General features: G+C 73.3%; 17 protein-coding genes. 8 read left to right on the forward strand and 9 right to left on the reverse strand.

What is annotated here, in order from left to right; translation table 11 throughout:
- Positions 1 to 92 precede the first annotated feature (92 nt).
- Together eccE and ACIQFU_RS36305 are read left to right on the forward strand one after the other, a co-directional pair.
- The gene (gene eccE / locus ACIQFU_RS36300; protein ID WP_402557449.1) at positions 93 to 1,412 is read left to right on the forward strand and encodes a type VII secretion protein EccE; all 1,320 of its coding nucleotides are present in this window, start codon (positions 93 to 95) and stop codon (positions 1,410 to 1,412) included.
- A complete protein-coding gene (locus ACIQFU_RS36305) occupies positions 1,409 to 2,209 on the forward strand; it encodes a hypothetical protein (RefSeq protein WP_402557451.1) in 801 nt (266 codons plus the stop codon). Before eccE ends, ACIQFU_RS36305 begins: the two co-directional genes overlap by 4 nt.
- A gap of 28 nt (positions 2,210 to 2,237) precedes the next feature.
- Here the strand turns inward: ACIQFU_RS36305 and ACIQFU_RS36310 are convergent, their stop codons facing one another.
- Positions 2,238 to 3,809 carry a PQQ-binding-like beta-propeller repeat protein gene (locus tag ACIQFU_RS36310; protein ID WP_402557453.1) on the reverse strand — a complete coding sequence of 524 codons (1,572 nt, stop codon included), beginning with the start codon at positions 3,807 to 3,809 and terminating at the stop codon, positions 2,238 to 2,240.
- 400 nt (positions 3,810 to 4,209) lie between these two features.
- Between ACIQFU_RS36310 and ACIQFU_RS36315 the strand changes: the two genes are divergently transcribed.
- The 6 genes from ACIQFU_RS36315 to ACIQFU_RS36340 all read left to right on the forward strand — a co-directional run bounded on the left by ACIQFU_RS36315 (position 4,210) and on the right by ACIQFU_RS36340 (position 13,908).
- Positions 4,210 to 7,419, forward strand: a complete 3,210-nt coding sequence (locus tag ACIQFU_RS36315; RefSeq protein WP_402557455.1) for an SCO5717 family growth-regulating ATPase — start codon at positions 4,210 to 4,212, stop codon at positions 7,417 to 7,419.
- A 302-nt stretch (positions 7,420 to 7,721) separates the two neighbouring features.
- Entirely contained in the window at positions 7,722 to 9,587 is a 1,866-nt protein-coding gene (locus tag ACIQFU_RS36320) for an ABC transporter substrate-binding protein (protein WP_402557457.1), read from the forward strand.
- Positions 9,580 to 10,635: an ABC transporter permease gene (locus ACIQFU_RS36325; protein ID WP_402557459.1), complete on the forward strand. Its 1,056-nt coding sequence runs from the start codon at positions 9,580 to 9,582 to the stop codon at positions 10,633 to 10,635. The genes ACIQFU_RS36320 and ACIQFU_RS36325 overlap by 8 nt, the downstream gene beginning before the upstream one ends.
- On the forward strand, positions 10,632 to 11,612 hold the full coding sequence (locus ACIQFU_RS36330; RefSeq protein ID WP_402557460.1) for an ABC transporter permease: 981 nt from the start codon (positions 10,632 to 10,634) through the stop codon (positions 11,610 to 11,612). The genes ACIQFU_RS36325 and ACIQFU_RS36330 overlap by 4 nt, the downstream gene beginning before the upstream one ends.
- A complete protein-coding gene (locus ACIQFU_RS36335) occupies positions 11,609 to 12,880 on the forward strand; it encodes an ABC transporter ATP-binding protein (RefSeq protein ID WP_402557462.1) in 1,272 nt (423 codons plus the stop codon). The genes ACIQFU_RS36330 and ACIQFU_RS36335 overlap by 4 nt, the downstream gene beginning before the upstream one ends.
- The gene (locus tag ACIQFU_RS36340; protein WP_402557464.1) at positions 12,877 to 13,908 is read left to right on the forward strand and encodes an ABC transporter ATP-binding protein; all 1,032 of its coding nucleotides are present in this window, start codon (positions 12,877 to 12,879) and stop codon (positions 13,906 to 13,908) included. Before ACIQFU_RS36335 ends, ACIQFU_RS36340 begins: the two co-directional genes overlap by 4 nt.
- Before the next feature lie 84 nt (positions 13,909 to 13,992).
- On the opposite strand, the gene ACIQFU_RS36345 is transcribed toward ACIQFU_RS36340, so the two are convergent.
- From ACIQFU_RS36345 to nusA, 8 genes are all read right to left on the reverse strand, one after another.
- Positions 13,993 to 14,949 carry a bifunctional riboflavin kinase/FAD synthetase gene (locus ACIQFU_RS36345; protein ID WP_402557465.1) on the reverse strand — a complete coding sequence of 319 codons (957 nt, stop codon included), beginning with the start codon at positions 14,947 to 14,949 and terminating at the stop codon, positions 13,993 to 13,995.
- A gap of 200 nt (positions 14,950 to 15,149) precedes the next feature.
- The gene (locus ACIQFU_RS36350) at positions 15,150 to 18,926 is read right to left on the reverse strand and encodes a trypsin-like peptidase domain-containing protein (RefSeq protein WP_402557466.1); all 3,777 of its coding nucleotides are present in this window, start codon (positions 18,924 to 18,926) and stop codon (positions 15,150 to 15,152) included.
- Positions 18,927 to 19,181: 255 nt separating this feature from the next.
- Positions 19,182 to 20,087: a tRNA pseudouridine(55) synthase TruB gene (gene truB, locus ACIQFU_RS36355; RefSeq protein ID WP_402557467.1), complete on the reverse strand. Its 906-nt coding sequence runs from the start codon at positions 20,085 to 20,087 to the stop codon at positions 19,182 to 19,184.
- Positions 20,084 to 20,554 carry a 30S ribosome-binding factor RbfA gene (rbfA, locus tag ACIQFU_RS36360; protein ID WP_402557468.1) on the reverse strand — a complete coding sequence of 157 codons (471 nt, stop codon included), beginning with the start codon at positions 20,552 to 20,554 and terminating at the stop codon, positions 20,084 to 20,086. The genes truB and rbfA overlap by 4 nt, the downstream gene beginning before the upstream one ends.
- A 56-nt stretch (positions 20,555 to 20,610) precedes the next feature.
- A complete protein-coding gene (locus ACIQFU_RS36365; RefSeq protein WP_064730112.1) occupies positions 20,611 to 20,904 on the reverse strand; it encodes a DUF503 domain-containing protein in 294 nt (97 codons plus the stop codon).
- 151 nt (positions 20,905 to 21,055) lie between these two features.
- The gene (gene infB / locus ACIQFU_RS36370; RefSeq protein ID WP_402557469.1) at positions 21,056 to 24,097 is read right to left on the reverse strand and encodes a translation initiation factor IF-2; all 3,042 of its coding nucleotides are present in this window, start codon (positions 24,095 to 24,097) and stop codon (positions 21,056 to 21,058) included.
- 161 nt (positions 24,098 to 24,258) lie between these two features.
- On the reverse strand, positions 24,259 to 24,564 hold the full coding sequence (locus ACIQFU_RS36375) for a YlxR family protein (RefSeq protein ID WP_402557470.1): 306 nt from the start codon (positions 24,562 to 24,564) through the stop codon (positions 24,259 to 24,261).
- A gap of 102 nt (positions 24,565 to 24,666) precedes the next feature.
- Positions 24,667 to 25,689: a transcription termination factor NusA gene (gene nusA, locus ACIQFU_RS36380; RefSeq protein WP_402557472.1), complete on the reverse strand. Its 1,023-nt coding sequence runs from the start codon at positions 25,687 to 25,689 to the stop codon at positions 24,667 to 24,669.
- Positions 25,690 to 25,691: the final 2 nt, after the last annotated feature.

Here is a 25,691-nt window from a genome sequence, read left to right on the forward strand (position 1 = left end):
CATGATCGGCGGGTAGGGTGTTCGGGTCTTCAAGAGCCGTGCGCACTAACCGCATTGCAGCTGCGGCTCGGCAGATTCGGGGGAACTGAATGATGGCTTCCGGGACACGTCCGCCGAACCGCGGCCGGACGCGGGCGCCGAACTCGCCGGACCGGGGCAGGCGGCTGCCCGCGTCGGCGCGCGGGGCCTCTCCCGGCACCGCACACCCGAGGTCGCGCCCCGGACGCGGCAGGTCGTCCGGGCTGCAACGGCTGCTGCTGGTCGAACTCGCCCTGGCCACCTTGCTCGTCGGCTGGCTCGTGGGCCGGGTGGCCATGGTGCCGGCCGCCGTGTTCGCCGTCGCGCTGGTACTGGTCGCCTTCGCCCGCCGGCGCGGCCGGTCGGTCCCCGACTGGTTGTCCACCGCCCGGGGTCTGCGGCGCCGGCTCAGGCGGGCCGGCGCCCTGGAGATCCCGCACGGGACGGAACCGGCTCTGGTGCCGGCTCTCGAGTGCGAGCCCGCGCTGCGCACCTACTCGTGCGGGGCACGCGACCGGCGGCCGGTGGGCATCGTCGGGGACGGCACCTTCGTCACGGCCGTCGTCCAGGTCGAGGCAGACGCCACCGCTCTGCGGGCCGAACGGAGCCGGCAGCCGCTGCCGCTGGGGATCGTGCGCGATGCCCTTGAGGTGGACGGGATCCGGCTCGAGTCGGCGCAGATCGTGCTCCACACCCAGCCGGCGCCGGCGCTGCACCTGCCGCGGCAGTCGGTGGCGGTCGCCAACTACGCGCCCCTGCAGGAACGGACGGGCACACCCGCCGTACGGCTCACCTGGGTCGCCCTGAAACTGGACCCGGAGTTGTGCCCGGAAGCCGTGGCGGCGCGCGGGGGCGGACTCCTCGGAGCACAGAAGTGTGTGGCGCGCGCCGCCCACCACCTGGCCAGCAGGCTCACCGGCGCCGGTTTCCGCACCACCGTCCTCGGCGAGGAGGAACTCGTCACGGCTCTCGCCACCTCCATGTGCGCCAACCCACTGGTGACCGCGGAAGCCGGTCGGACCGAGCAGCGTCAGCCGCGCACCCGAGAGTCGGCGCGCAGCTGGCGGTGCGACAACCGTCGGCACACCACCTACTGGATCCGCCGGTGGCCCCACCTGGGCGGCGATCAGGCGTCCTCGCTGCCACAGTTCGTGGCGGACGTGACGTCGGTGCCCGCGCTGGCGACCACCTTCAGTCTCCGCCTGTCGCACGTCGGACAGGAGGTCTCGCTGTGCGGGCATCTGCGGGTGACCGGCCGCAGTGACGACGAACTGGTCGCCGCCCGGCGGGCGCTGCAGGACACGGCCCGGCGGTCGGGCACCGGACTGGCCCGGCTCGACCGTGAGCAACTGCCGGGCGTTCTGGCCACACTGCCCCTGGGAGGCGCGCGATGAGTTCTCCCTCCACCCTGCCGGCCGACGGCGCGGACGGGACTGCGCGGAGCGAGCCCGGGGCCGGCCCGGCGCCGGGCAGCCGGCGCGGTCCCCGGCGTCTCCTGAAGGGCTTCGGGCTGCTGGGCCCGCGACACGGCGCCCACACGGTCCCTGCCGCCGAACTGGACGCGCTCGCGCTGCCTCTCGGTGACGACGGTGTCGTCATCGGTGTGGACGCGGAGGGCCGTCCCGCCGTGCTGGGTGTGAACAGACCCACCCCGTACGACGTGGTTCTCATCGCCGGTCTGTGGACCGCTCAGGTGATCGCCCTGCGCGCTGCCGCGACCGGCGCGCGGGTCGCGGTGGAGACGGGGCGCCCCCAGGCGTGGGTGCAGCTGATCCATGCCATGGGCGGCGGGCAGAACGGGCTGGCGGTGTACGACGTCGGGCGCGTGCCTCCGCAGGGCGCCTCGGCGGGCACGCCGGTGCTGGTGGTGCGGGACTGCGGCATGCGGCCGCCGCGTGGGCGCGTCGTCTCCGGCCCGTGGCAGTCGGTGCTCACACTGTTGCCGTATCTCAGCCCGGTCGCTCCGCGGCTGATGCGTCAGGCACGTCTGACGGGTGTCCAGCGGGTGTCGCCGGACGAGGCCGCGGAGCTGGGGCGCGTCCTTGCGCTCTCCCGGGCCGAGACGGAGTCCTTGCCGACGCTCGCCGACGGCATGACCCTCTGGTGCGCGGACCGGGACCGCCAGTACGTGATGACGCAGCCCACGGACGGAGAGACCGGGCTCCTGGGCATGCCGCGCCGGATGGACTGACACCGGGCGCGTCGGCCCCGCCCGCCCGTCAGGACTTCTGCGGTGCGCTGCTTGCGATGCCCAGTACGAGGTAGCTCCACTGCTTGGTCTTGGCATCGGCGGGGCCTTCCGCGGACTTGACGCCGAAGAAGAGGCGGCCGTTCTGGACGACGATGTCGTTGTGCTCCGTCATCGTCATCAGCCTCGCTTCGTCAGGCACTTCGAAGAAGAGATACGGAATTGCCTCGTCCGTCTCTGGGTCCAGGGCGAGCAGCGCGTTCGGTGCGATGTGGTCCTCGCTCAGGCTCAGGGCAAGGAGTTGGTCGCCGCTCATGCGCACCGGGTAGAGAAGTGCGCCCGGGCCGGAGTCGAACTTCTTGGTGGTCTTTCCCGTGGCGAGGTCGAAGCCGATGATCCAGTTCCATGTCGGGATCTCCGCTTGGTCCTTGCTCCGGATGAAGACCTGGTCCTTCCCCACGGTGACGGTCGGGCAGTCGTCGATCAGCGAATAGTCGTCGAGGGCACACTCGGCGACGTAGGCGCCGTTGCGGAGACTGATCGTGGCTCGGTTCCGGCCCTGGTCGTCGAGTGAGACGAGGTCGGTGATCTTGCTGTCACCGGCGGAGACGGCGACGACCGCAGGGACGGTGGAGGGCACGTTGACGCTGCGGACGCCCTTGTCGACGGCGTACGTCCACGCGGCCTCGCCCGTGGCCGGGTCCAGCTTGCGCAGCTTGAACGTGACGTCCCGCCAGGATCCGGCGGGGCTGTTCTCGCCGGTCGAGCACTGTTCCCGGACGATCAGTCCGCGGCCGCCCGCGACGCCCATGTCCTGGCAGGGCGCGGTGGTCGTCGTGGACCAACGGGTGGCGCCCTTCTCCATGTCGTACCCGATGGTGCCGCCGCCCCAGGTGACGGCGACCGTGCCGTGTGCGAGGGCCACGCCGGGCCGGTCCTTGTCGGTGCCCGTGGCGTCGGCCGACTCGGGCCCGGCCTGGGAGACGGGGAATCGCTCCTCCCAGACCAGGCGGCCGTCGTCGAGGTCGACGAAGGCGACCTGGTTGCAGAGGGCCTCGTCCGCCCAGTCGTTGGCCCGGAAGAGGACGGCGGTGCGGTTGTCGCCGGTGACGTGGCGGGTGTAGCCGCAGATCGGGCCGTCGAGTTCGAGCCGCCACTTCTCGTCGCCCGGCGCGGCGTCGGTGCCGATGCTCAGGCCGACGAGCGTCTTGTTGATGCCCTTGGCGAGGATGCGGTCCGTGGCCCACGTTCCGGGCATTTCGACGTGCTCTCCGGGCTTCATGTCGTCCACGGAGAAGCGGAACGCCATCTTGCCACTAGTGCCCGCGGGCGGCTTCTCGACCGTCTCGCGGACGTCGAGCGGTCCCTGTGCGACTGGATCCCGCGACTTGCCCGACGCGTCGGAGGCTCCGCCGCCGCGCCCCCACAACAGCCAGCCGCCGGCGCCAAGGGCCCCAGCGAGGACCACCGCGAGCAGCCCGGTCAGGAGCCTTCCGGGACCCTTCCGTCCTGTGCCGCCGCCGTCGGGGCCGTGCCGGCCCTCGGTGGGCTCGGCGGCGGCCGGAGGCCCTGAGGGCATGGACGGGGGCGGGCCGAAGCTCACTCGGGGCCTCTTCCTGTTCCTGGGGAATTCGGACGGTTCCCGGGCATTCCTGCGACGGGACGGCGGAGATTGCCACCAACTATGCCGGGCTCACGATCACTCGTCGGAACCGGGTAGTGACGCACGGGGTCATCCTCCGTACGGGGGCGGGCAGATGAAGCGGCGGGACGCTTCCGGGGCGCCTGTGACGCGATGGGCGGGACTTCGAGGGAGGGCGGGGGCTGCCGGGGCGGGGCTCGTGATGATTAGGCTGGTGTCGGGCGCGACACCAGAACCCGTGAGCGGGCGTCGGCGTCTCAGGGGGAGAACCGGTGGATCGGACGACCTCGGACAATTTCGAATGACAGGCAAAGGTCGCCCCAGCACGGCTTGAGGGTGCTCGACCACACCAGGAGGAACTGTGAGCAGCGATCGGGACGGGATCCGCGGGGGCTGGGCTACACCCGGCGATGACCAGCCCGACGCGGAGTCCTCCATCGAGACGACCGGCGAGTTCACCATCGACTACGCGCCACCCGCCTGGTACACGCAGAACGCGTCCGGCGACAGCGGTCAGGGCGAGGGAGAGGGGGCCGGGTCGTCTTCCGGGTCGTCTGCTTCGCCCGCTGCCGCCCCCGGTTCGGCCGCCTCTACTTCCTCTCCGGGTCCGGCCGTTCCGCCTGTTCCTCGTGGTCCCGTTCCGCCGTTGCCGGGGTTGACGCCGCCGCCGCACGCGACGCCCGACGGGGCTTCCTCCGTTCCGGCTCCCGCTCCCGCTCCCGGGGCACCGTTCACGCCGCCGCCACCGGCGCCCGCTCCGGGGGCCGCGTTCACGCCGCCTCCGCCGCCGGGGCCGGGTGCGCCGTTCACGCCGCCCGCACCGCCGAGCGGGAGCCCGGCGGGGGTGCCCAGGCTGCCGGTGGGGAGCGGGTTCGAGCCGCAGCCGTCGGCTCCGCAGCCGTCTGCCCCGACCGGGCCCGAGGCCGAGCCGGAACCACAGGTCCGGGCGTCGGAGCCCGAGCCTGCGGCCGACCCGGAGCCTGCCGCGGACCCCGCGTCTCCCACAGCCCTGCCGGCGTTCCCGGCCGGCGGATTCCAGCTCCAGGCTCCCGCCCCGCCGCCGCCGGCCGAGGAGCCCGAGGCGGTCGCGGAGCCCGCGACTGCCGGAGACCCCGGGTCCGACACCGGGGACCTCGGCAACGGCGATCTCGAAAGCGGCGCCACCATGCGCTTCTCCGCGGTCGCCCTCAAGCGGGAGATCGCCGAACGTGCCGCCGTTGAGGAGGCCGCCGAGGAGGAGCCGGCCACCGGTTCCGACGAGGTCGACGACGCCCCGGCCGAGGCCTCCTCGAACGCTGCCGACAGCGCGGAGCGCGAGGGCGGCGCCGACGGCCCGGAGTCCACTACGCCGGACGACGAGGCCGACACCGGCGCCGTTTCCGGTCCGGCCTCCGACGAGGCTCCCGACGAGGCCACCGGCGCCGGGACCGGCGACGCGGACGGCCCCCGTCCCGACGGCCCGGCCCCGGACGCCGAGCCGGATCCGGTCGCCCTGACCGTCGTACCCGACCCCGTCCCCGGCCCCGACCCCGTGTCCGAGGACGCGTCCGGGGACGAGCCCGCGGACAGCCTTCCGGCGGAGGACGAGCCCAAGGACGCGGTGCCCTCCGAAGCCGCGCCGCCGGCCGACGCCGTGCCGCAGGACGCCGTACCGCAGGACGCGCCGCCCCCGGCACCCGGCGGGATGCCTCCGCTGCCTCCGTCGTACCCGCCGGTCGCGCCCGCGCCGGCCCAGCAGTGGCCCGCACAGCCGCAGCCCGCCCCCGCCGCTCCCGAGCAGCCGGCGGTGCCGGCCCAGCAACCTCCCTTCCAGCCGCAGGCTCCGCAGCCGGCCCCCGCCGCGTGGAACCAGCCCGCCGCCGCGCCGGTCCCGCCCGACCAGCCGGTCGCTCCGCCGGTGCCGCCGACCGGATACGGCTTCCCCCAGCCCGGTGTCCAGGCTCACCAGCCTCCGCCTCCGGCCCAGCCGCACTCCCCCGCCCAGCCCGGCGCCTACGGCTTCCCGCAGGCCCCGCACGGGCCGTCGCCGCAGCAGCCGTACCCCGGCGTGCCGCAACAGGCGCAGCAGGCACCGCCTGCCCAGCCGGGCCAGGTTCCGCCCCACACGCCCCACACGCCCCACACGCCCCAGTCGCCCCAGCCGACGCAGCAGCCGGGGCAGCACCCCGTACCCCCGGCACAGCAGCCGGAGTACCAACACCAGCCGCAGCCACAGGCACAAGCACAAGCACCGCAGCAGGCTCCGCAGCCACAGCCGCAGCAACCCCAGCAGCCCGCCGACCCCCGCCTCGGTGCCGCGTGGCCGCAGCCCATGCAGCACGACCAGCGGCAGCCCACCAACCCGGGGGCCGCGCCGCTCGGTTACACGGCGGCCGTGGAGCTGTCGTCCGACCGGCTGCTCAACAACAAGCGGCAGAAGGCGAAGAGCAGCCGCCCGGCGGCCGGCGGTTCGCGCTTCAAGCTGGGCGGGAAGAAGGAGGAGGCCGAGCGGCAGCGGAAGCTGGACCTGATCCGCACCCCGGTGCTGTCCTGCTACCGCATCGCCGTCATCAGCCTCAAGGGCGGTGTCGGCAAGACGACGACCACCACGGCGCTCGGCTCCACGCTCGCCACCGAGCGGCAGGACAAGATCCTCGCGATCGACGCCAACCCGGACGCCGGTACGCTCGGCCGCCGGGTGCGCCGGGAGACCGGGGCGACCATCCGGGACCTGGTCCAGGCGATCCCGTATCTCAACTCGTACATGGACATCAGGCGGTTCACCTCGCAGGCCTCGTCCGGTCTGGAGATCATCGCCAACGACGTGGACCCGGCCGTGTCCACGACCTTCAACGACGAGGACTACCGGCGCGCGATCGACGTGCTCGGGCAGCAGTACCCGATCATCCTCACCGACTCGGGCACCGGTCTGCTCTACAGCGCCATGCGCGGCGTGCTCGACCTCGCCGACCAGCTCATCATCATCTCGACGCCGTCCGTGGACGGTGCGAGCAGCGCCAGTACGACCTTGGACTGGCTGTCCGCGCACGGGTACGCCGACCTCGTCTCCCGGTCGATCACGGTCATCTCCGGGGTCCGCGAGACCGGCAAGATGATCAAGGTGGACGACATCGTCGGGCACTTCCAGACCCGGTGCCGGGGTGTGGTCGTGGTGCCGTTCGACGAGCACCTGGCCGCCGGTGCCGAGGTCGACCTCGACATGATGCGGCCGAAGGTGCGGGAGGCGTACTTCAACCTCGCGGCGATGGTCGCCGAGGACTTCGTCCGCCACCAGCAGTCGCACGGCCTGTGGACGTCCGACGGCAACCCGCCGCCGGTCGCCGCCCCGCCCATGCCGGGCCAGGCCGCACCCGGCCAGCCGGTCCCCGGACAGCCGATGCCCGGACAGCCGTACCCGCCGCAGCCCGGGCCCGCAGCAGGGCAGCAGCCGTATCCGCAGCCCGGCTACGGGCAGCAGCCCTACGCCCAGCCCGGCTACGGATACCCGCAACAAGGACAGCAGGGACAGCAAGGACAGCAAGGACACCCGGGGCAGCCCGGACAGGCGCCCCCTCCCCCGCCGCAGCAGTAGCTCCACCCGCCTCCGAAGGCCCGCGCCGTCCCGACGGTGCGGGCCTTCGAGCGTGTGCGAACGGTAACGCCCGCCCCAGGCGTCACGCTCTCACCAGGAAGGCGCCAGTGGTCTGTGCCAATGAGGGTCACACGTTGGTCAACTAGTCGTTTCCGCAGGCCACATGGTGTTTGACATACCGTTGACGCGCGCAGACTGCCGTTGGTAGACACACACTTCATTCCGCGTTCACCACCGTTCAAGCCCGCCTCACGCGAGGGCGCCCGGCGTCTGCGCGTGCGATGACGCGAGGTCAGGTAGTCATGAGCAGACACGATCAGCACGGCAGCGGACGTACCTCCCACCGACGGTGGAGAACCCGCGTCCTCGCGGCAGCGGGCGCCGGCGCGCTGCTCCTCGCGTCGGGCGCGGTCGCCCCCTCCGTCTCGGCGAGGGAGGGCGACACGGGTGACGGCGGCGACAAGGTGCTCACCGTCGCCGTGGCGCAGAGCGTGGACTCGCTCAGTCCGTTCCTGGCGGTCCGGCTGCTCAGCACGAGCATTCACCGGCTGACGTACGAGTACCTGACCAACTACGACGCCAAGGACAACCACGTCATACCCGGGCTCGCCACCGCGTGGAAGCCCTCGTCGGACAAGCTGACCTGGACGTACACGATCCGCTCCGACTCCAAGTGGTCGGACGGCGAGCAGGCCACCGCCGAGGACGCGGCGTGGACGTTCAACAAGATGATGACCGACCCGGGCGCCGCCACCGCCAACGGCAGCTTCGTCGGCAACTTCGCGAAGGTCACCGCGCCGAGCCCCACCCAGCTGGTGATCCGGCTGAAGAAGCCGCAGGCCACGATGACGGCGCTGGACGTGCCGATCGTGCCCAAGCACGTCTGGGAGAAGGTCGACGACTTCTCGAAGTTCAACAACGACAAGGACTTCCCGGTCGTGGGCAACGGGCCGTTCGTGCTCACCGACTACAAGCCGGACAGCTATGTGCGCCTGAAGGCCAACAAGGACTTCTGGCGCGGCGCCCCGAAGTTCGACGAGCTGGTCTTCCGGTACTACAAGGACCAGGACGCCGCCGTCGCCGCCCTGCGCAAGGGAGAGGTGTCGTTCGTCGCCGGCTCGCCCTCACTGACCCCGGCCCAGGCCGACTCGCTCAAGGGCCAGGAGAACATCCGCGTCAACGACGCCCCCGGCCGCCGCTTCTACGCCCTAGCCACCAACCCGGGCGCGCGGGCGAAGGACCGGACGAAGTTCGGTGACGGCGACCCCTCCCTGCTGGACCAGAGGGTACGCAACGCGCTGTTCATGGCGGTGGACCGCAAGGCGATCGTCGACAAGGTCTTCCAGGGGCACGCGGTCGAGGGCGCGGGCTACATCCCGCCGCGCTTCTCCTCGTACTTCTTCGAGCCGTCGGCCGACCAGAAGCTCGCCTACGACCCGCAGGCGGCCGCCCGGCTGCTCGACGAGGCGGGCTACCGGACCGACGCCGACGGCAAGCGCCTCGGCAAGGACGGCAAGCCGCTGGACTACCGCGTCCTGTGCCACGCCACCGACCCCAACGACAAGGCGGTCGGCAAGTACCTCCAGGAGTGGTGGGGGAAGCTGGGCATCTCGATCACCCTCGACTGCCTGGACAACGTGACCGACCCGTGGCTGGCCGGCGAGTACGACCTCGCCTTCGACGGCTGGTCCGTCAACCCGGACCCGGACTTCGTGCTCTCCATCCACACCTGCGACGCGCTCCCGGCGACGCCCGAGGACACCGGGGCCACCGACGACTTCATCTGCGACGAGAAGTACGACGAGCTGTACGCGCAGCAGTTGGGCGAGTACGACGCCGGCAGACGCGCTGAGATCGTCAAGCGGATGGAGTCCCGGCTGTACGACACCGGGTACATGAACGTCATGGCCTACCCGAACGCCGTCGAGGCCTACCGTACGGACCAGATCGAGTCGATCACGACGATGCCGTCCGACGCGGGCAACATCTACGGGCAGGACGGCTACTGGAGCTGGTGGTCGGCGGTGCCCGCCGACTCCGGTGACTCCTCCGGGAGTTCGTCCTCGACCGGGACCGTGATCGGGATCGCCGCGGGCGTCGTCGTCCTCGTCGGCATCGGCGTGCTCTTCGCCGTCCGCCGCCGGTCGTCGGCCGACGACCGTGAGTAGCGCGACCGGCCCCGCGAGCGTCTCCGCGGCCGGGAAGCGGGCCGCCCCCGCGGCACCGCGGGGGCGCACCCGCAGCGCGTACCCGCGGTATGTGGCGGGCAGGCTGGGGGGCGCGGTCGTCTCGCTGTTCGCCGTCCTCGTGACGAGCTTCTTCCTCTTCCGGCTGATCCCCGGCGATCCGGTGAAGTTCATGACCGGTGGCCGTCCGGTCTCGGCCGAGCAGCTCGCCGTGTACAGGGAGGAGTTCGGGCTCGACCTGCCGCTGTGGGAGCAGTTCACGGACTACTGCGTCAAGGCGCTGACCGGGGACCTGGGCACGTCGTACCAGTTCCACGCGCCCGTCGTCGACAAGATCACCGAGGCGCTGCCGAACACGCTGCTGCTGACCGGCACGGCCTTCGTGCTGTACACCGCGCTGGGTGCCTTCCTCGGCACCCGCTCCGCGTGGCGGCACGGCAGGGCCGGCGACCGGCTCAACACCGGTCTGGCGCTGACGCTGTACTCCATCCCCTCATTCTGGCTGGGGCTGCTGCTCATCATCGTGCTGTCGGTGGGGGTGGACCCGGTCCCGGGTCTCTTCCCGACCGGGGGGATGGAGTCGGGCCGTGAGGAGGGCCTCGCCCATGTGCTCGACGTGGCGCACCATCTCGTGCTGCCGGTGGTGACGCTGGTCGCCGTGGAGTACGGGCAGACGCTGCTGGTCACCCGGTCGGCGCTGCTGGACGAGATGGGCAGCGACTATCTGACGACGGCGCGGGCGAAGGGGCTCAGGGACGACCTGGTGCGGCGCCGGCACGCGGTGCCCAACGCGCTGCTGCCGACGGTGACGCTGGTCTTCGTCAATCTCGGGCGGACCGTGGCGGGGGTCATCCTCGTCGAGACGGTCTTCTCCTGGCCCGGTCTCGGCGGGCTGTTCTACCAGGCACTCAGTGTGCCCGATCTCCCGCTGGTGCAGGGGCTGTTCTTCGTCTTCGCCGCCGCGGTGATCCTGATGAACACGCTGGCCGACCTGTTGTATCCGATGCTCGATCCGAGGGTGGGCCGATGACCGCCGAGACCACCGATCCCTCCGAAACCGCCGGGGACTCCGGGGGCGGAGACTCCGCGGCCGGGGCTTTCGCGAAGTCCGGCGCGCCGGGTCCGCGTGCGCTCGCCCGGCGGCGGCGCCGTGCCTCCGTCGTCCGTTTCTGGAGGGAGTACCGGCGGCACCGTGCGGGGGTGTTCGGGCTGGCGGCGCTGGTGCTGTTCGTGCTCGTGGCGCTGACCGCGCCGCTGACCGTCGGGTCGGACGTCGACAGCGTGACCGACGCTCCGGGGAAGCCGCTGGAGAGCCCGAGCGGGCGGTTCCCGCTGGGCACCGACCAGTTCGGGCGGAACCTGCTGGGACTGCTGATCTGGGGCTCGCGCGTCTCGCTCCTGGTCGGACTGCTCGCGGCGGCGCTGTCGGTGCTGATCGGCGCGCTCATCGGGATCACGGCCGGGCATTTCCGCGGCTGGTACGCCACGGTGATGATGCGGATCACGGACTGGTTCCTGGTGATGCCGACGCTGGTGCTCGCGATCGTGCTGGCGACGGTGCTGTCCCGGTCGCTGGGCACGGTCGTGCTCGCGATCGGCGTGACCACCTGGCCCACCACGGCGCGCCTGGTGCGGGCGCAGACGCTGGCGGTGGAGTCGCGGCCGTACATCGAACGCGCCAAGGCGCTCGGGGGCGGGCACTGGCACGTCATGTCGCGGCACGTGCTGCCCAACGTCATGCCGCTGATCCTCGCGCAGACCACCCTGATCATCTCCTCCGCGATCCTGGCCGAGGCGACCCTGGCCTTCCTCGGGCTCGGGGATCCGATGGTGGTGTCCTGGGGCGGGCTGCTGCAGGATGCGCGGGAGGCGGGCTCGGTCAGTTCGGGCGACTGGTGGTACCTGGTGCCGCCGGGCATCGGGATCGCGGCCGTGGCGCTGGCGTTCACGCTGTGCGGGCGTGCGGTGGAGGCCGTTCTCAATCCCAGGCTGGGGGTGTCCCGTTGAGTCTGCTGGAGGTCCGGGACCTGAAGGTGACGTATCCCGGCGGTGCGGCCGCGGTGCGCGGGGTCGACGTGACCCTGGAGGCGGGCGAGAAGCTCGGCATCGCGGGCGAGTCCGGCTGCGGCAAGTCCACGCTGGCACTGGCGCTGCTGCGGCTGCTGCCGCCCGGTGCCCGGGTGGGCGGGGAGATCCTGCTGGACGGCGAGGACGTGCTCACGATGAAGTGGGGCCGGCTGCGGGCGGTCCGGTGGGCGGGGGCGTCGATCGTCTTCCAGGGCGCGATGCACTCCCTGAACGCCGTCCACCGCATCGGCGACCAGATCGCCGAGCCGATCCTGCTGCACCGCGCGGCCGCGCCGGCCGGCGCCCGCAGGCGGGTCGGGGAGCTGCTGGAGCAGGTGGGTCTGCCGGCCGCCCGGGCGAGTGCCTACCCGCACGAGCTCTCCGGTGGCCAGCGGCAGCGGGTGATGATCGCGATGGCGCTGGCCTGCGACCCACGCCTGATCGTGGCCGACGAGCCGACCACGGCGCTCGACGTGATGATCCAGGCGCAGATCCTGCGGCTGATCGAAGGTCTGGTGGGCGCGCAGGACGTCGGCCTGGTCATGATCAGCCACGACCTCGCGGTGCTGGCCGACACCTGCGACCGGCTCGCGGTGATGTACGCGGGCCGCGTGGTCGAGGAGGGCCCGGCCCGGCAGGTGTACGACGACGCCGGGCATCCCTACGGCCGGGCCCTGTCGGAGGCGTTCCCCACGATCGGGGACCCGGCCTCGCGGTTCGCGCCTCGCGGGCTGCCCGGTGATCCCCCCGACCCGGCGGCGGTGCCGTCCGGGTGCGCGTTCCATCCGCGCTGCCCGGTCGCGCTGGACCTCTGTGCCACCGAGGACCCGGCGTTGCGGGATGCGGGCCCGCGGCGGCTGGCGGCCTGCGTGCACGTGGGGGCGGAAGGCGGCCCCGGTGCGGCGGGCGGCGGGACGGCCGTCGGCGGCGGGATGCCGGGCGGGGGCGCGGAGCCGGCCGGCAGCGGGGTCCCCGGGAGCGGGGAGCCCGACGCGAACGCCATCGGCGGCGGCACGCCCGGCGAGGGCACCGGGACCGCCGGGACCTCCGGTGTCGGGACCGCCGGAACCGAGGCCGGCGGCGGTGCCGGGCCGGCCGGGGACACCGACGGTGACGGAGCACAGGCCGAGGATGCCGGTGACCGTGCGGGCGGAGCCGGTGACGGGACAGCGTCCCCGGACGACGGAGTGAGGAGCAGTGCGCCATGAGCAGCACCACGTCCGGCGGAGCGCCCGGCGCCGCACCCCCGCTGCTGAGCGTCCAGGGGCTGCACGTCACCTTTCCCGGGCGGCGCGGGGCGGCCGCCGCGCGAGCCGTGGACGGCGTCGACCTCGACATCCGGCGGGGCGAGATCGTCGCCCTGGTCGGCGAGTCGGGTTGCGGCAAGACGACGCTGGCCCGCTCGCTGCTCGGTCTGGTCAGGCCGACCGGGGGGCGCGTCACCTTCGACGGCGCGCCCCTGGCGTACTCGGCCAGGGCGCTCAAGGCGTATCGCAGGCGGGCTCAGCTGGTCCTGCAGGATCCGAGCGGCTCGCTGAACCCGCGGCACACGGTGTACGACATCGTCGCCGAGGGTCTGCGCATCCACGGCCACACCGGGGACGAGCGGACGGCGGTCGCCGAGGCGCTGGCGCGGGCCGGTCTGCGGCCTCCGGAGCGGTTCTTCCTGCGTTACCCGCACGAGCTGTCCGGCGGCCAGCGCCAGCGGGTCGTCATCGCGGGCGCTCTGGTCCTGCGGCCGGAGCTCCTCGTCGCCGACGAACCGGTGGCGTCGCTCGACGCGTCGGTGCGCGGCGAGATCCTCGCGCTGCTGCTGCGGCTGCGCGCCGAGCTGGACCTGTCCGCGCTGGTGGTGACGCACGACCTGGGGCTGGCCTGGAACATCGCCGACCGGGTCGCGGTGATGTACCTCGGCCGGATCGTCGAGACGGGCGCGGTGGAGCAGGTGCTGACGGCCCCGCGGCACCCGTACACCCAGGCGCTGCTGTCCGTGCTTCCGGAGGCGCCCGGCTCGCCGGTCGTGCTCACCGGCGAGCCGCCGGACCCGTCGTACATTCCCGGCGGCTGTCGCTTCCACGTCCGCTGCCCGGTCCTGTCGGGTGGCGAGGCCGAACGGGCCGGCGTCGCGGACGCCTGCCGTCACCGGGAGCTGGAGATCCTGCGCGGCGGCGACGAGTCGCAGGTCGCCTGCCACTGGGCCCGGGCGGAGCGTCCGGCGGCCGGACGGCCGGGCTGACGGGGGCGGGGGGGGGACGGAGACGGAGGCCGGAGGGAAATCGGGCCCGGGCTGCGGAGGGAGCCGCCGCCCGGGCCGTCGGCATCAGTGCCCGGGGGCGTCCGTCGCGGTGATCTCGCGGCACCTGTCCACGTCCGCGGCCATCTGCACGAGCAGCGCGTCCAGCGTCTCGAACTTGGCCTGTCCGCGGACGAAGGCCACGAAGTCCACGGCGACGTGCAGGCCGTACAACTCGAGGTCCACGCGGTCGATGGCGTACGCCTCGACCGTGCGCTCGGTGCCCTCGAACTGCGGGTTGGTGCCGACGGAGATCGCGGCCGGCATCGCCTCGCCCTGGGCGTGCAGCCAGCCGGCGTAGACGCCGTCGGCGGGGATCGCGGTGTGCGGGAGGGTCTCGACGTTGGCCGTCGGGAAGCCCATCTCGCGGCCGCGCTGGGCACCGCGCACGACCACGCCCTCGACGCGGTGCGGGCGGCCCAGGATCTCGGCGGCGCCCGCCACGTCGCCCTCGGCGACCAGGCGGCGGGTCAGGGTGGAGGAGAACGGCTCGCCGCCGCCCGCCTCGCCGGTGACGTACAGGTCGACGACCTCGACCTCGAAGTCGTAGACCTTGCCCTGCTCGGTGAGGAAGTCCACGTTACCGGCGGCCTTGTGGCCGAAGCGGAAGTTGGGGCCCTCGACGACCGCCTTGGCGCGCAGCCGGTCGACCAGGACCTTGACCACGAAGTCGGCCGCGGAGAGCTTGGAGAACTCCTTGGTGAAGGGCAGGATCAGCACCGCGTCCACGCCCAGGTCCGCCATCAGTTCGGCCCGGCGGTGGTGCGGGGCGAGCAGCGGCGGGTGGCTGCCGGGGCGGACGACCTCGCTGGGGTGCGGGTCGAAGGTGACGACGACGGCGGGGACGCCCAGCTCGCGGGCGCGGTCCACGGCGTGCCTGATGATCAGCTGGTGCCCGCGGTGGACGCCGTCGTAGGAGCCGATGGTGACGACGCTGCGTCCCCAGTCCTCGGGGATGTCCTCCAAGCCACGCCAGCGCTGCACTGTGTCCGCTCCTTGGTGCTTCCGTGGTTTCCATGGTTTCCGTGGTGACCCTTGCGCAGGTCTAAGGGTGCCATGCCGTCCGGCTCCCGCCCGCATCGGCATCGGCGCTGTGACCGGGTGCACGCCGTGCGGGCCGGGCCGGGGTCGTGGTGGGAGCAGGGGTCGGGACCGACGGCCGGTGGCGGGGGCCGGGGGCCTGGTCAGGCGGGGACGCGGACGCCCGCCAGGTGCTCGATCGTGCGGCGGGTGCTCGGGCCCACCAGTGCGGCCCAGTCCTGGGGCGCCTCGGTGAGCCAACCGGTCAGCCCGGTGGCGAACCCGGGGAGGTGGCGGGCCAGGTCGACCAGGGCACGGTCGAAGCGGGTGGCGCCGTCCGGGGTGCGCACCAGGAGCAGCCCGGTGCGGTGGACGAGCGCCCGCAGCTCCTCGCCCTCGCAGCGGGCGGCGGCGTGCAGCAACGCGTCCAGGACGGCGGGTTCGTGCTCGCGGGCGAGCAGGTGCTCCCGCAGTTCGCGGCGGAGCGGCGCGCCCGCCGCGGCCCCGTCGGCGGCGAGCACCCCGGCGAGCGCGGCCCGCACCGGCTCGGGACCCTCGTCCAGGAGTCGGGTGACCAGGGGAAGGAGTACGGCGCGGGGTGCGGGGTCCCGGTCGAGGCGGCGGTCGACGTACGCGGCCAGGTGCCCGGCGGTCTCGGGGCGCTCCGCCACGCCCCGCCCGACGAGCGCGGCCACCCGGTGGGCCAGCGCGGGCGTGGTGGCGTCGGCGAGCCTGCGCAGCGCCTCACCGGCGTCCGGGCCGAGCAGGCGGGCCCGGAAGGCCTCGAGGACGGGCTCGGGGTGGGTCGGCAGGGCGGCGGCCACCGCGCTCGGCGGGAGGTACGGGTCGCAGGCGGCGAAGTGGTCGAGGGCCCTCGGGAGGTGCCGGTCCCGGCAGTCCGGGTCCTGGACGAGCAGGGCCAGTGCGCCGCCTCGCAGGGGGCTGTCGGAGGGGCCGGCGAGCAGCACCAGGGCGGCGTGGCGGAGCAGGGTGCGGTCGGCGCCGGTGCGTGCGTGCGGGGCGGCGCGCAGGCCGTGGGTGACCGCCGCGCTCTGCCGTGCCGGGCGTTCGTCGCGCGCCCACCGCTCCACCGCGCGGCAGAGCGCCGACGGCTCCTCCTCGGCCAGGACGGCGAGCAGTTCGTCGGCGCGTCGGTGCGTGCTGTCGACGAGTACCTCGGTGAGTCCGTCCAGGCCGCGGTGGCGGTGGGTGTGCAGCAGCGCCTGCGCGGCCGTCGCGACGGTGGCGTGCGGCGTGGCGGGCAGTGGCCGCTCGTCGTCGAACCAGCGGACGAGCAGCGGTTGTACGGCCGCGGGGTCGGCGGTGAGCAGTGCGGCCACGGTGTCGAGGTGGCGGGGGCCGGGCGCGTGCGGGGGGCCGTCGGCGAGGACGAGGCGGCGCAGCAGGTCGAGCCGGGTGCTTTCGGGCAGGCGCAGGGACGTCCAGAACCCGGGCCCGAACACCCGTGGCGCCGGCCGGCCCTCCCCTTCCCGTTCCGCGATGCCGTCGGCGAGCAGGCGCAGCACCTCCGTGCAGGGCGTCGGATCGGGCACGCGGGTCAGCACCTCGGCCAGCAGCCGGGCGGCCCACCAGGAGTGCGGGTCGAGATCCAGGGCGTGCACCAGCTCTTCGAGGGTCAGGGCGAGTTGGGGCACGCCGTGCAGTCGGCCGAGGAGCAGGACGGCCTCGACGACGGAGCCGATGCGGTGGTGCGGGACGGGGAGGGTGTGGGTGCCGTGCGGGGTGTCGCGACGGTGGACGAGGGCGCGCAGGGCCTCGTCCAGGTCGAGGTGGGTGCCCTGGATCCAGTCGGCGAGTCCCTCGTGCGCGAAGCGGTAGCCGCTGCCCGCCGGGACGAACAGGCCCTCGGCGAGCACGGCCGGCGCCCAGCCGGTGCCGCCGCCCAGCCGGGCCGGGGCCGGCCCCCAGGGGAACAGCGCCTCGAAGGACTCCCGGTCGAGGCCGCCCCGGCCGGGCCCGAGGATGCGCCGGGCCGCCTCGTGGACCTGCCCGGAGACCTTTGCCGCGAGCCGGCGCACGGCGGTGCCGTGCAGGCCGTTCTCCCCGGCCAGGCGGTCGGCGACGCGCAGGCACATCAGGTCCAGGTGGGCCGCGAAGACCGCGTCGCGGGCGACGGGCACCGGGGCCGGGGTGCCGGGGAGGGCGGCCTGCACCTCCGAGAGGAGGCGGAGGGTGAGGGGGTGACCGGCGTCCGGTTCCGCCAGGACGCCTTCCGGTACGCGGTGGCGGGCGCGCGCCTGTCGGGCCTCGTCGCCGCGCAGCTCGCCGAGACGGACGCAGGGCGGGAACCCGTCCGGTGTGCCGGGCGTTGGCCCCGCTCCGGCCGCACCGACGGCGGGAGGCGGCCAGGGCGCCCCGGGGGTCGCCCCGGCTGCCGGCGCGCCGCCGGCCGGTTCCGGCCCCGGCGCCCTGCCGACCGCGCCGAGCGGCGGCACGGCGCGGGTCGTCCCCGACACCGGCTCCCGGAGCCCCCGCCCGCCCCCGGCGGAAGCTCCGGGCAGCCACCCTGCCCCCGCTGCCCCCGCCGCTCGGCCGCCGGCACCGGCGGCGCCGGGCCCCGGCCCCCCGGCGTCCGCTCCGTACAGCAGCTCCCTCGGAAATTCCGCCCCCGCGTGCTCCCAGTACTCCGCGCGGCAGGCCACCACGAGCCGTGTTTCCGTCTCCCGCAGCCAGCCCGCCGTGCCCTCGGTCCACTCGGGGAGGCGGTGGGCCAGGACGGGCGGCATCTCCTCGGGGCCGTCGAGGAGGATCAGGAGAGGCCGTCCGGCGGTGCGGGCCAGCCGGGCGAGGCGCTCCGGGCCGATGTCGCCGAGGCCGGCGGGGCGGGTGGGGTCCGAGGCGGCCACGATGCGGGCCGCCCTGGCCAGCGTCCGGCGAGCCGCGTCCGCCAGCGACATGTCGTCGTCGTGCAGGTCGGCCCCGCGCAGCCAGAGCGTGGGCGCCGCTTCCGGGCCCCGGGACCGGCGGGCGGCGAGGGCCGCCAGCTCGGTCGTTCGGCCGCTGCCCGGCGCGCCGACCAGGCCGAGGACGCGGGCGGGACTCGCGGCGAAGGCGGCGAACTCGCGGGCCGTCCCGGCGCGTTCCACCGGCTGCACCCGGCCGGCTCCACCGCCCGGACCGGCGGCGGGGTTCCCCTCCGTGACCGATGTCGCCGTGAGGGCGAGTACACCGGCCAGGTTGAGGTCGGCGCCGTACGCCGGGACCGTCGCCGCGTTCTCGGCGAGGAGGCCGGCGAGCGGGCCCGTGGCCGCCGCGCGGCGCAGCGGTACGGCGAAGCCGACGTCGCTGTGGCCGGAGCTGAGGGCGGTGCCGAGGACGCCGAGCACGGCGCCCGTGGTCACGTCGAGGACGGGCCCGCCGGCCGCGCCGCCGCCCAGTCGCAGGGCGTCCCGCCCGGCCGTGCCGACGGCGAGTTCCAGGGCGTCGCCGAGGAGGTGGAAGCGGTCGGTGGCCGCGTAGGTGACGTCGGTGGCGCCCAGGACCCGGGCCTCGCGCCAGCCGCCCGCCGCGATGCGGACGTAGGTCCCGGCCTCGACGCGGTCCCGCGCTGTCAGGGGCAGCGGCTCGACGCCCAGGCCCCCGGTGCGCACCAGGGCCAGGCCGAGGGCGGGCAGCGGGGTCACGTCGGCGGCGGCCACGACGCGGCGGCGGTCCCCGGCGGTGCTGACGACCAGCCGGGACAGGCCGTCGACGGCTTCGTGGCTGGTGAGCACCGTGCCGTGGTGGTCGGCGACGAACCCGGTGCCGCGGGGCCGGCCGGCGAGGTCGTGGACGCGGATCAGGGCGGCGTCGGGCGCGTACCCTGCGGGAGCCGTCTCCCGGACGGCCGGGGGGCCGCCCCGCGCCTGCCGGGAACCGTCCCCGGGCCGCTCCCCCACCGTGCCGCCCGTCGCCTCCCGGGACCGGTTGCGCGACGCCATCGTCGAACCTCCCCGCCGTACACCCGTGCTGTGTGTTCGACGGTAGGCGCGTGATGATCAGCGGGACAGATCTCCTGGCGAACGCGCCCCCTTCCACTCCCCCGGTTCACTCCGAGCGCCTGCCCGGACGGGTGAACAGAAGGGGTGGGTTGGATACAACCTAGGGGGTGGGGGAACCGAGGGGGGACCGTGGAGCGGCGACTGTGGTAGTCCCCGTGATCGCCGCTCCACGGGCGGGGCCGTCGGTGGGCCGGCTCAGCCGAAGACGGCCAGGCTCTTCGCCTTGCCCTTGTGCTCCTCCACGAGCGCGAGCAGGCGCCCGTCGGGATCGAAGACGGCGACGGCACCGACGCCCGTGTACTCCCCGGGCATCTCCAGGCGTACGCCGTTGGTGAGCAGCCGGGCCCGCCTGGTGTCCACGTCCCAGCGCGGGAAGGCGGCACCGGCCGCGTCCGCGACGGGCATGACGGTCAGCTCCTGCTGGAGCTGGTCGAGGGTCTTCGCCGCGTCCAGCTTGTACGGCCCGACGCGGGTGCGGCGCAGCGCCGTGAGGTGCCCTCCGACACCGAGGCCGGCGCCCAGGTCGCGGGCGAGGGCCCGGATGTAGGTGCCGGAGGAGCAGGTCACGGAGACCACCAGGTCGAGCACCGGGGTGCCGTCGTCGGCGACGGCGTCCCGGACGTCGTGCACCGCGAAGGAGGAGACGGTGACCGGGCGGGCGGGGATCTCGAAGTCCTCGCCCTCGCGCGCCCGCTTGTAGGAGCGCACGCCCTTGATCTTGATGGCGCTGACCTTGGACGGCACCTGCATGATGGCGCCGCTCAGCTCGGCGACGCCCGCGTCGATCGCCTCCCGGGTGACCTTCGAGGCGTCCTGCGACCCCGTGATCTCGCCCTCGGCGTCGTCCGTGAGCGTCGTCTGCCCGAGCCTGATGGTGCCCAGGTACTCCTTCTCGGTGAGGGCGAGGTGCCCGAGGAGCTTGGTCGCCCGCTCCACACCGAGGACCAGGACGCCCGTCGCCATCGGGTCGAGCGTGCCGGCGTGCCCGACGCGCCGGGTGCGGGCGATGCCCCGCATCTTGGCGACGACGTCGTGCGAAGTGAAGCCCGACGGCTTGTCGACGATGACAAGGCCGTCGGGCGTGGTGTGCTTCTCGGTCATTTAGCGGTGTCGTCCGTCTCGTCGGCCTCGGCCTCGGTCTCGTCCTCGCCCGGCTTGCGGTACGGGTCCGCCTCGCCCGCGTACGCGGCGCCCGCGGACGCCTCGCGCACCTTCTCGTCGGACTGCCGCGCCTTGTCGAGGAGGTCCTCGATGTTGCGGGCGGTGTCCGGCAGGGCGTCCATGACGAAGGTCAGGGTCGGCGTGAACTTCACACCCGCCGCCTTGCCGACCTCGGAGCGCAGGATGCCCTTGGCGCTCTCCAGTCCGGCGGAGGCGGCCTTCCGCTCCTCGTCGTCCCCGTAGACCGTGTAGAAGACGGTCGCCTCCCGCAGGTCACCGGTGACCCGGGTGTCCGTGATGGTGACGTGCGAGCCGAGCCGCGGGTCCTTGATCCCGCGCTGCAGCTTCTGGGCCACCACCTCTCGGATGAGGTCCGCCAGCCTTTTCGCCCGCGCGTTGTCGGCCACTGGTCCGTCTCCCGTTCTTTCTTCTCTTGCCTGATCTGGCCTTCTGCCCGATCTGGTCAGTCGTCGTCGCCGTGGAGGCGCCGTCTGACGGACAGCAGTTCCACCTCGGGGCGGCCGGCCACCAGCCGCTCGCACCGGTCGAGCACGTCGCTGAGGTGGCCCGCGTCGCCGGACACCACGGCCAGGCCGACGACCGCCCGGCGATGGAGGTTCATGTGCTCCACCTCCGCCGCGCTCACCGCGTACTTCCGCTGGAGTTCGGCGACGATCGGGCGGACGACGGAGCGCTTCTCCTTCAGCGAATGTACGTCGCCGAGGAGGAGGTCGAAGGACAGCGTCCCCACATACATGTGCAACCGGTTCACCCGCCGGTCCGGGATCGATGGCCCCGCCGCGAACGGGCGGGGACATCAGAACCGTACAACGAACGGCCGGGGCCGATCGACGGATATTGTGCTCCGCCGACGGCCCCGGACCGGTCACTCCCGGAAGTCGCGGTACTTACACCCGCGGCTTCTCGCGCATCTCGTACGTCGCGATGACGTCGTCGACCTTGATGTCGTTGAAGTTTCCGAGGTTGATACCGCCTTCGAAGCCTTCGCGGATCTCGGTGACGTCGTCCTTGAAGCGACGCAGCCCCTCGATGTTGAGGCTCTCCGCGATGACCTTGCCATCGCGCAGGAGGCGCGCCTTGGTGTTGCGCTTGACCTCGCCGGAGCGGATGAGAACACCCGCGATGTTGCCCAGCTTGGAGGAGCGGAAGACCTCGCGGATCTCCGCCGTGCCCAGCTCGACCTCTTCGTACTCCGGCTTGAGCATGCCCTTGAGGGCCGCCTCGATCTCCTCGATCGCCTGGTAGATGACCGAGTAGTACCGGACGTCCACACCCTCGCGCTCGGCCATCTGCGCGGCACGCCCGGCGGCGCGCACGTTGAAGCCGATCACGATGGCGTCGGAGCCCATCGCCAGGTCGATGTCGGACTCCGTGACCGCACCGACGCCGCGGTGCAGGACGCGGATGTCGACCTCTTCGCCGACGTCCAGCTGGAGCAGGGAGGATTCCAGCGCCTCGACCGATCCGGACGCGTCGCCCTTGATGATCAGGTTGAGCTGCTGGACCTCGCCGGCCTTCAGCACCTTGTCCAGGTCCTCCAGCGACACGCGGCGCGTGCGCTTGGCGAACGCGGCGTTGCGCTCGCGGGCGGCGCGCTTCTCCGCGATCTGGCGGGCCGTACGGTCCTCCTCGACCACGATGAAGTTGTCACCGGCGCCCGGGACGTTGGTCAGACCCAGCACCTGGACCGGCGTGGACGGACCCGCCTCGGCGACGTTGTTGCCGTTGTCGTCGAGCATGGCGCGGACGCGGCCGTAGGCGTCGCCCACCACCATCGTGTCGCCGACCCGCAGGGTGCCTCGCTGCACGAGGACCGTCGCCACGGCACCGCGGCCGCGGTCGAGACGGGACTCGATGGAGATGCCCTGCGCGTCCTGGTTCGGGTTGGCCCGCAGGTCGAGCGAGGCGTCCGCGGTGAGGACCACGGCCTCCAGCAGGGAGTCGATGTGCAGACCCTGCTTGGCGGAGATGTCGACGAACATGGTGTCGCCGCCGTACTCCTCGGCCACCAGACCGTACTCGGTCAGCTGACCGCGCACCTTGGTCGGGTCGGCACCCTCGACGTCGATCTTGTTGACCGCGACGACGATCGGGACCTCGGCCGCCTTGGCGTGGTTGAGCGCCTCGACCGTCTGCGGCATGACGCCGTCGTTGGCCGCGACGACCAGGATCGCGATGTCGGTCGACCGGGCACCGCGGGCACGCATGGCGGTGAACGCCTCGTGACCCGGGGTGTCGATGAAGGTGATCTTGCGCTCTTCTTCGTTGACCTCGGTCGCGACCTGGTAGGCACCGATGTGCTGGGTGATGCCGCCGGCCTCGCCCGCGATGACGTTCGTCTTGCGGATGGCGTCGAGCAGTCGGGTCTTACCGTGGTCGACGTGACCCATGACGGTCACGACCGGCGGACGGACGACCAGGTCCTCCTCGGAGCCCTCGTCCTCGCCGAACTCCAGGTCGAAGGACTCGAGCAGCTCGCGGTCCTCCTCCTCCGGGCTGACGATCTGAACCGTGTAGTTCATCTCGCCGGCGAGGAGCTGGAGCGTCTCGTCGGAGACGGACTGGGTCGCGGTGACCATCTCGCCGAGGTTCATCATGACCGCGACGAGCGACGCCGGGTTGGCGTTGATCTTCTCCGCGAAGTCGGTGAGCGACGCACCGCGCGACAGGCGAATGGTCTCGCCGTTGCCGCGGGGCAGCATCACGCCGCCGACCGACGGGGCCTGCATGGCCTCGTACTCCTGGCGCCTCTGCCGCTTCGACTTGCGACCGCGACGCGCGGGACCGCCGGGGCGGCCGAAGGCGCCCTGCGTGCCACCGCGGCCACCCGGACCACCGGGACGACCGCCGAAGCCGGGACGGCCACCGCCGCCACCGAAGCCACCACCGGGACGGCCGGCGAAACCGCCGCCGCCACCCGGACGACCGCCGCCGCCACCACCGGGACGGCCGGCGAAGCCGCCGCCGCCACCCGGACGACCGCCGCCGCCGGGACGACCGGCACCGCCGGGACCGCGACCGCCGCCACCGGGGCCGGGACGCGGGCCGGCAGCGGGACGCTGCGGCATCATGCCGGGGTTCGGACGCGGACCACCGGGACGGGGACCGCCCTGGCCGCCCTGCGGACGCGGCATCGAGCCCGGGGTCGGGCGGTTGCCGCCCGGAGCCTGGGGACGGGGACCGCCGCCCTGGCCGCCGGGACCCTGCGGACGCGGGCCGCCGCCGGGAGCACCGGGACCGCCCGGACGGGGACCGCCCTGCGGACGGGGCGCCTGCGGGCGGGCCATACCGGCGTTGCCGCCGGAGGTGAAGGGGTTGTTGCCCGGACGCGGACCGCCGGGACGACCGCCGGGACGCTGGCCACCGGGACGGCCCTGGCCGCCCTGCTGACCGCGGTCCTGACCCGGACCGGACGGACGGGCGCCGCCGGGCTTGGGGGCACCGGGACGCGCGCCACCGGGCTTCGGACCGGCCGGAGCCTGGGACGAAGCGGCCGGGGCGGCCGGCGGAGCGGTGAACTCCGGGGCGGCCGGGGCCGGACGCGGCGCGGGCTTGGGGCCCGGCGTCGGGCGCGGACCCTGGGAGGGTGCCGGCGCGGGGGCCGACGGGGCCTCGGGCTGCTGGGCGGCCGGAGGCTTGGGAGCCGCCGGAGCCGCGGGACCCGGACGGGGCGCGGCCGGGCGGGCCGCCTGCGCCGGGGCGGGCGCCGACGGCCTGGGGGCAGCCTTCTTGGGGGCCGCGGGACGACCGGCGGACCGGCCGTTTCCGCCACCCTGCTGGAAGGCGTCTGTCAGCTTGCGTACTACGGGCGCTTCGATCGTCGAAGACGCCGAACGGACGAATTCACCGAGTTCCTGGAGCTTGGCCATGACGACCTTGCTCTCGACACCGAACTCCTTGGCGAGTTCGTAGACCCGGACCTTAGCCACTTCGCTCCTCTGAGGTCCGGGTTGCGTCCGGACCGTCGCTAGTTCATGGGCGTACTCATCGCGTACTCATCGAGTGCTCATCGCAATCTCGACCTGCTTTCGACTCGCGAGGTACCAGACCGCGCGGGGTTCCGCGCGGCGTGTCTTCCTTACCACGTTGCTCACACGCCGCCTTCGGCGGCGTTGCTGCAACCTTGTGCCTGCTCGACGTAGTGGCGCAACGCCTTTACGTCGAGCGGACCCGGGACGCGGAGCGCCCGCGGGAACGCCTTGCGGCGCACTGCCTGGTCGACACAGACCGGAACGGGATGTACGTACGCACCCCGGCCGGGCAGCGTACCGCGTGGATCAGGGGTGCAATGACCCTCGACCGCGACGGTGCGCAGCAGCTCGCTCTTGACCGCTCGCTCCCGGCACCCCACGCAGGTGCGCTCGGGGCATGCTCGGGTACGTGTCCGGCCAGACACCGCTAAGTCTACCTCCCCGGACCGACCTCACCCCTTCGGGGCAAGAATCGAACACGTGCCGCACGCAAAGCTGTCGTGATCTCAGCGGCGTGCGGCTTGGATCTATTCCCCGTGACCGCCGGACGACGGGTCCGACGGCCGCTCGTCAGGCTGCTCGGTGTCCGGGCGGATGTCGATCCGCCAGCCGGTCAGCCGGGCCGCGAGCCGGGCGTTCTGGCCCTCCTTGCCGATGGCCAGCGACAACTGGTAGTCGGGCACGATCACGCGTGCGGAGCGGGCCGCCAGGTCCACGATCTCCACCTTGGAGACGCGGGCCGGGGAGAGCGCGTTCGCCACCATCTCGGCCGGGTCGTCCGACCAGTCGACGATGTCGATCTTCTCGCCGTTCAGCTCACCCATGACGTTGCGCACCCGGCCGCCCATGGGGCCGATGCAGGCGCCCTTGGCGTTCAGGCCCGAGCGGGTGGAGCGTACGGCGATCTTGGTGCGGTGGCCGGCCTCACGGGCGATCGCGGAGATCTCGACGGACCCGTCTGCGATCTCCGGCACCTCGAGGGCGAACAGCTTCTTCACCAGGTTGGGGTGCGTGCGCGACAGCGTCACGGACGGGCCGCGCACGCCCTTGGCCACGCGGACGACGTAGGACCGCAGCCGCGCGCCGTGCGGGTAGTCCTCGCCCGGCACCTGCTCCTGCACCGGCAGGATGGCCTCCAGCTTGCCGATGTCGACCAGCACGTTCTTCGGGTCGCGGCCCTGCTGGACCACGCCGGTGACGATGTCGCCCTCACGGCCTGCGTACTCGCCGAGCGTCGCGTCGTCCTCGGCGTCCCGCAGCCGCTGCAGGATGACCTGCTTGGCGGTGGTGGCGGCGATGCGGCCGAAGTCGGACGGGGTGTCGTCGAACTCGCGGGCCGCCTGGCCCTCCTCGAGGTCGTCGGGGTCCTCCTTCGCCCACACGGTCACATGGCCGGTGTTCCGGTCGAGCTCCACGCGCGCGTGCCGGCGGCTTCCCTCGGTGCGGTGGTAGGCGATGAGGAGGGCCGACTCGATCGCTTCGACCAGCAGCTCGAAGGAGATCTCCTTCTCCCGTACCAAGCCCCGCAGGGCGCTCATGTCGATGTCCACGG

It is taken from the genome of Streptomyces sp. NPDC093065 (assembly GCF_044754585.1).
Taxonomy (GTDB): Bacteria; Actinomycetota; Actinomycetes; order Streptomycetales; family Streptomycetaceae; genus Streptomyces.

Bases quoted from the DNA above. Each gene is read 5' to 3' on its own strand.
- eccE (WP_402557449.1), top strand. From the start codon at position 93: ATGGCTTCCGGGACACGTCCGCCGAACCGCGGCCGGACGCGGGCGCCG.
- ACIQFU_RS36305 (WP_402557451.1), top strand. From the start codon at position 1,409: ATGAGTTCTCCCTCCACCCTGCCGGCCGACGGCGCGGACGGGACTGCG.
- ACIQFU_RS36320 (WP_402557457.1), top strand. From the start codon at position 7,722: ATGAGCAGACACGATCAGCACGGCAGCGGACGTACCTCCCACCGACGG.
- ACIQFU_RS36330 (WP_402557460.1), top strand. From the start codon at position 10,632: ATGACCGCCGAGACCACCGATCCCTCCGAAACCGCCGGGGACTCCGGG.
- ACIQFU_RS36340 (WP_402557464.1), top strand. From the start codon at position 12,877: ATGAGCAGCACCACGTCCGGCGGAGCGCCCGGCGCCGCACCCCCGCTG.
- ACIQFU_RS36350 (WP_402557466.1), bottom strand. From the start codon at position 18,926: ATGGCGTCGCGCAACCGGTCCCGGGAGGCGACGGGCGGCACGGTGGGG.
- truB (WP_402557467.1), bottom strand. From the start codon at position 20,087: ATGACCGAGAAGCACACCACGCCCGACGGCCTTGTCATCGTCGACAAG.
- ACIQFU_RS36365 (WP_064730112.1), bottom strand. From the start codon at position 20,904: ATGTATGTGGGGACGCTGTCCTTCGACCTCCTCCTCGGCGACGTACAT.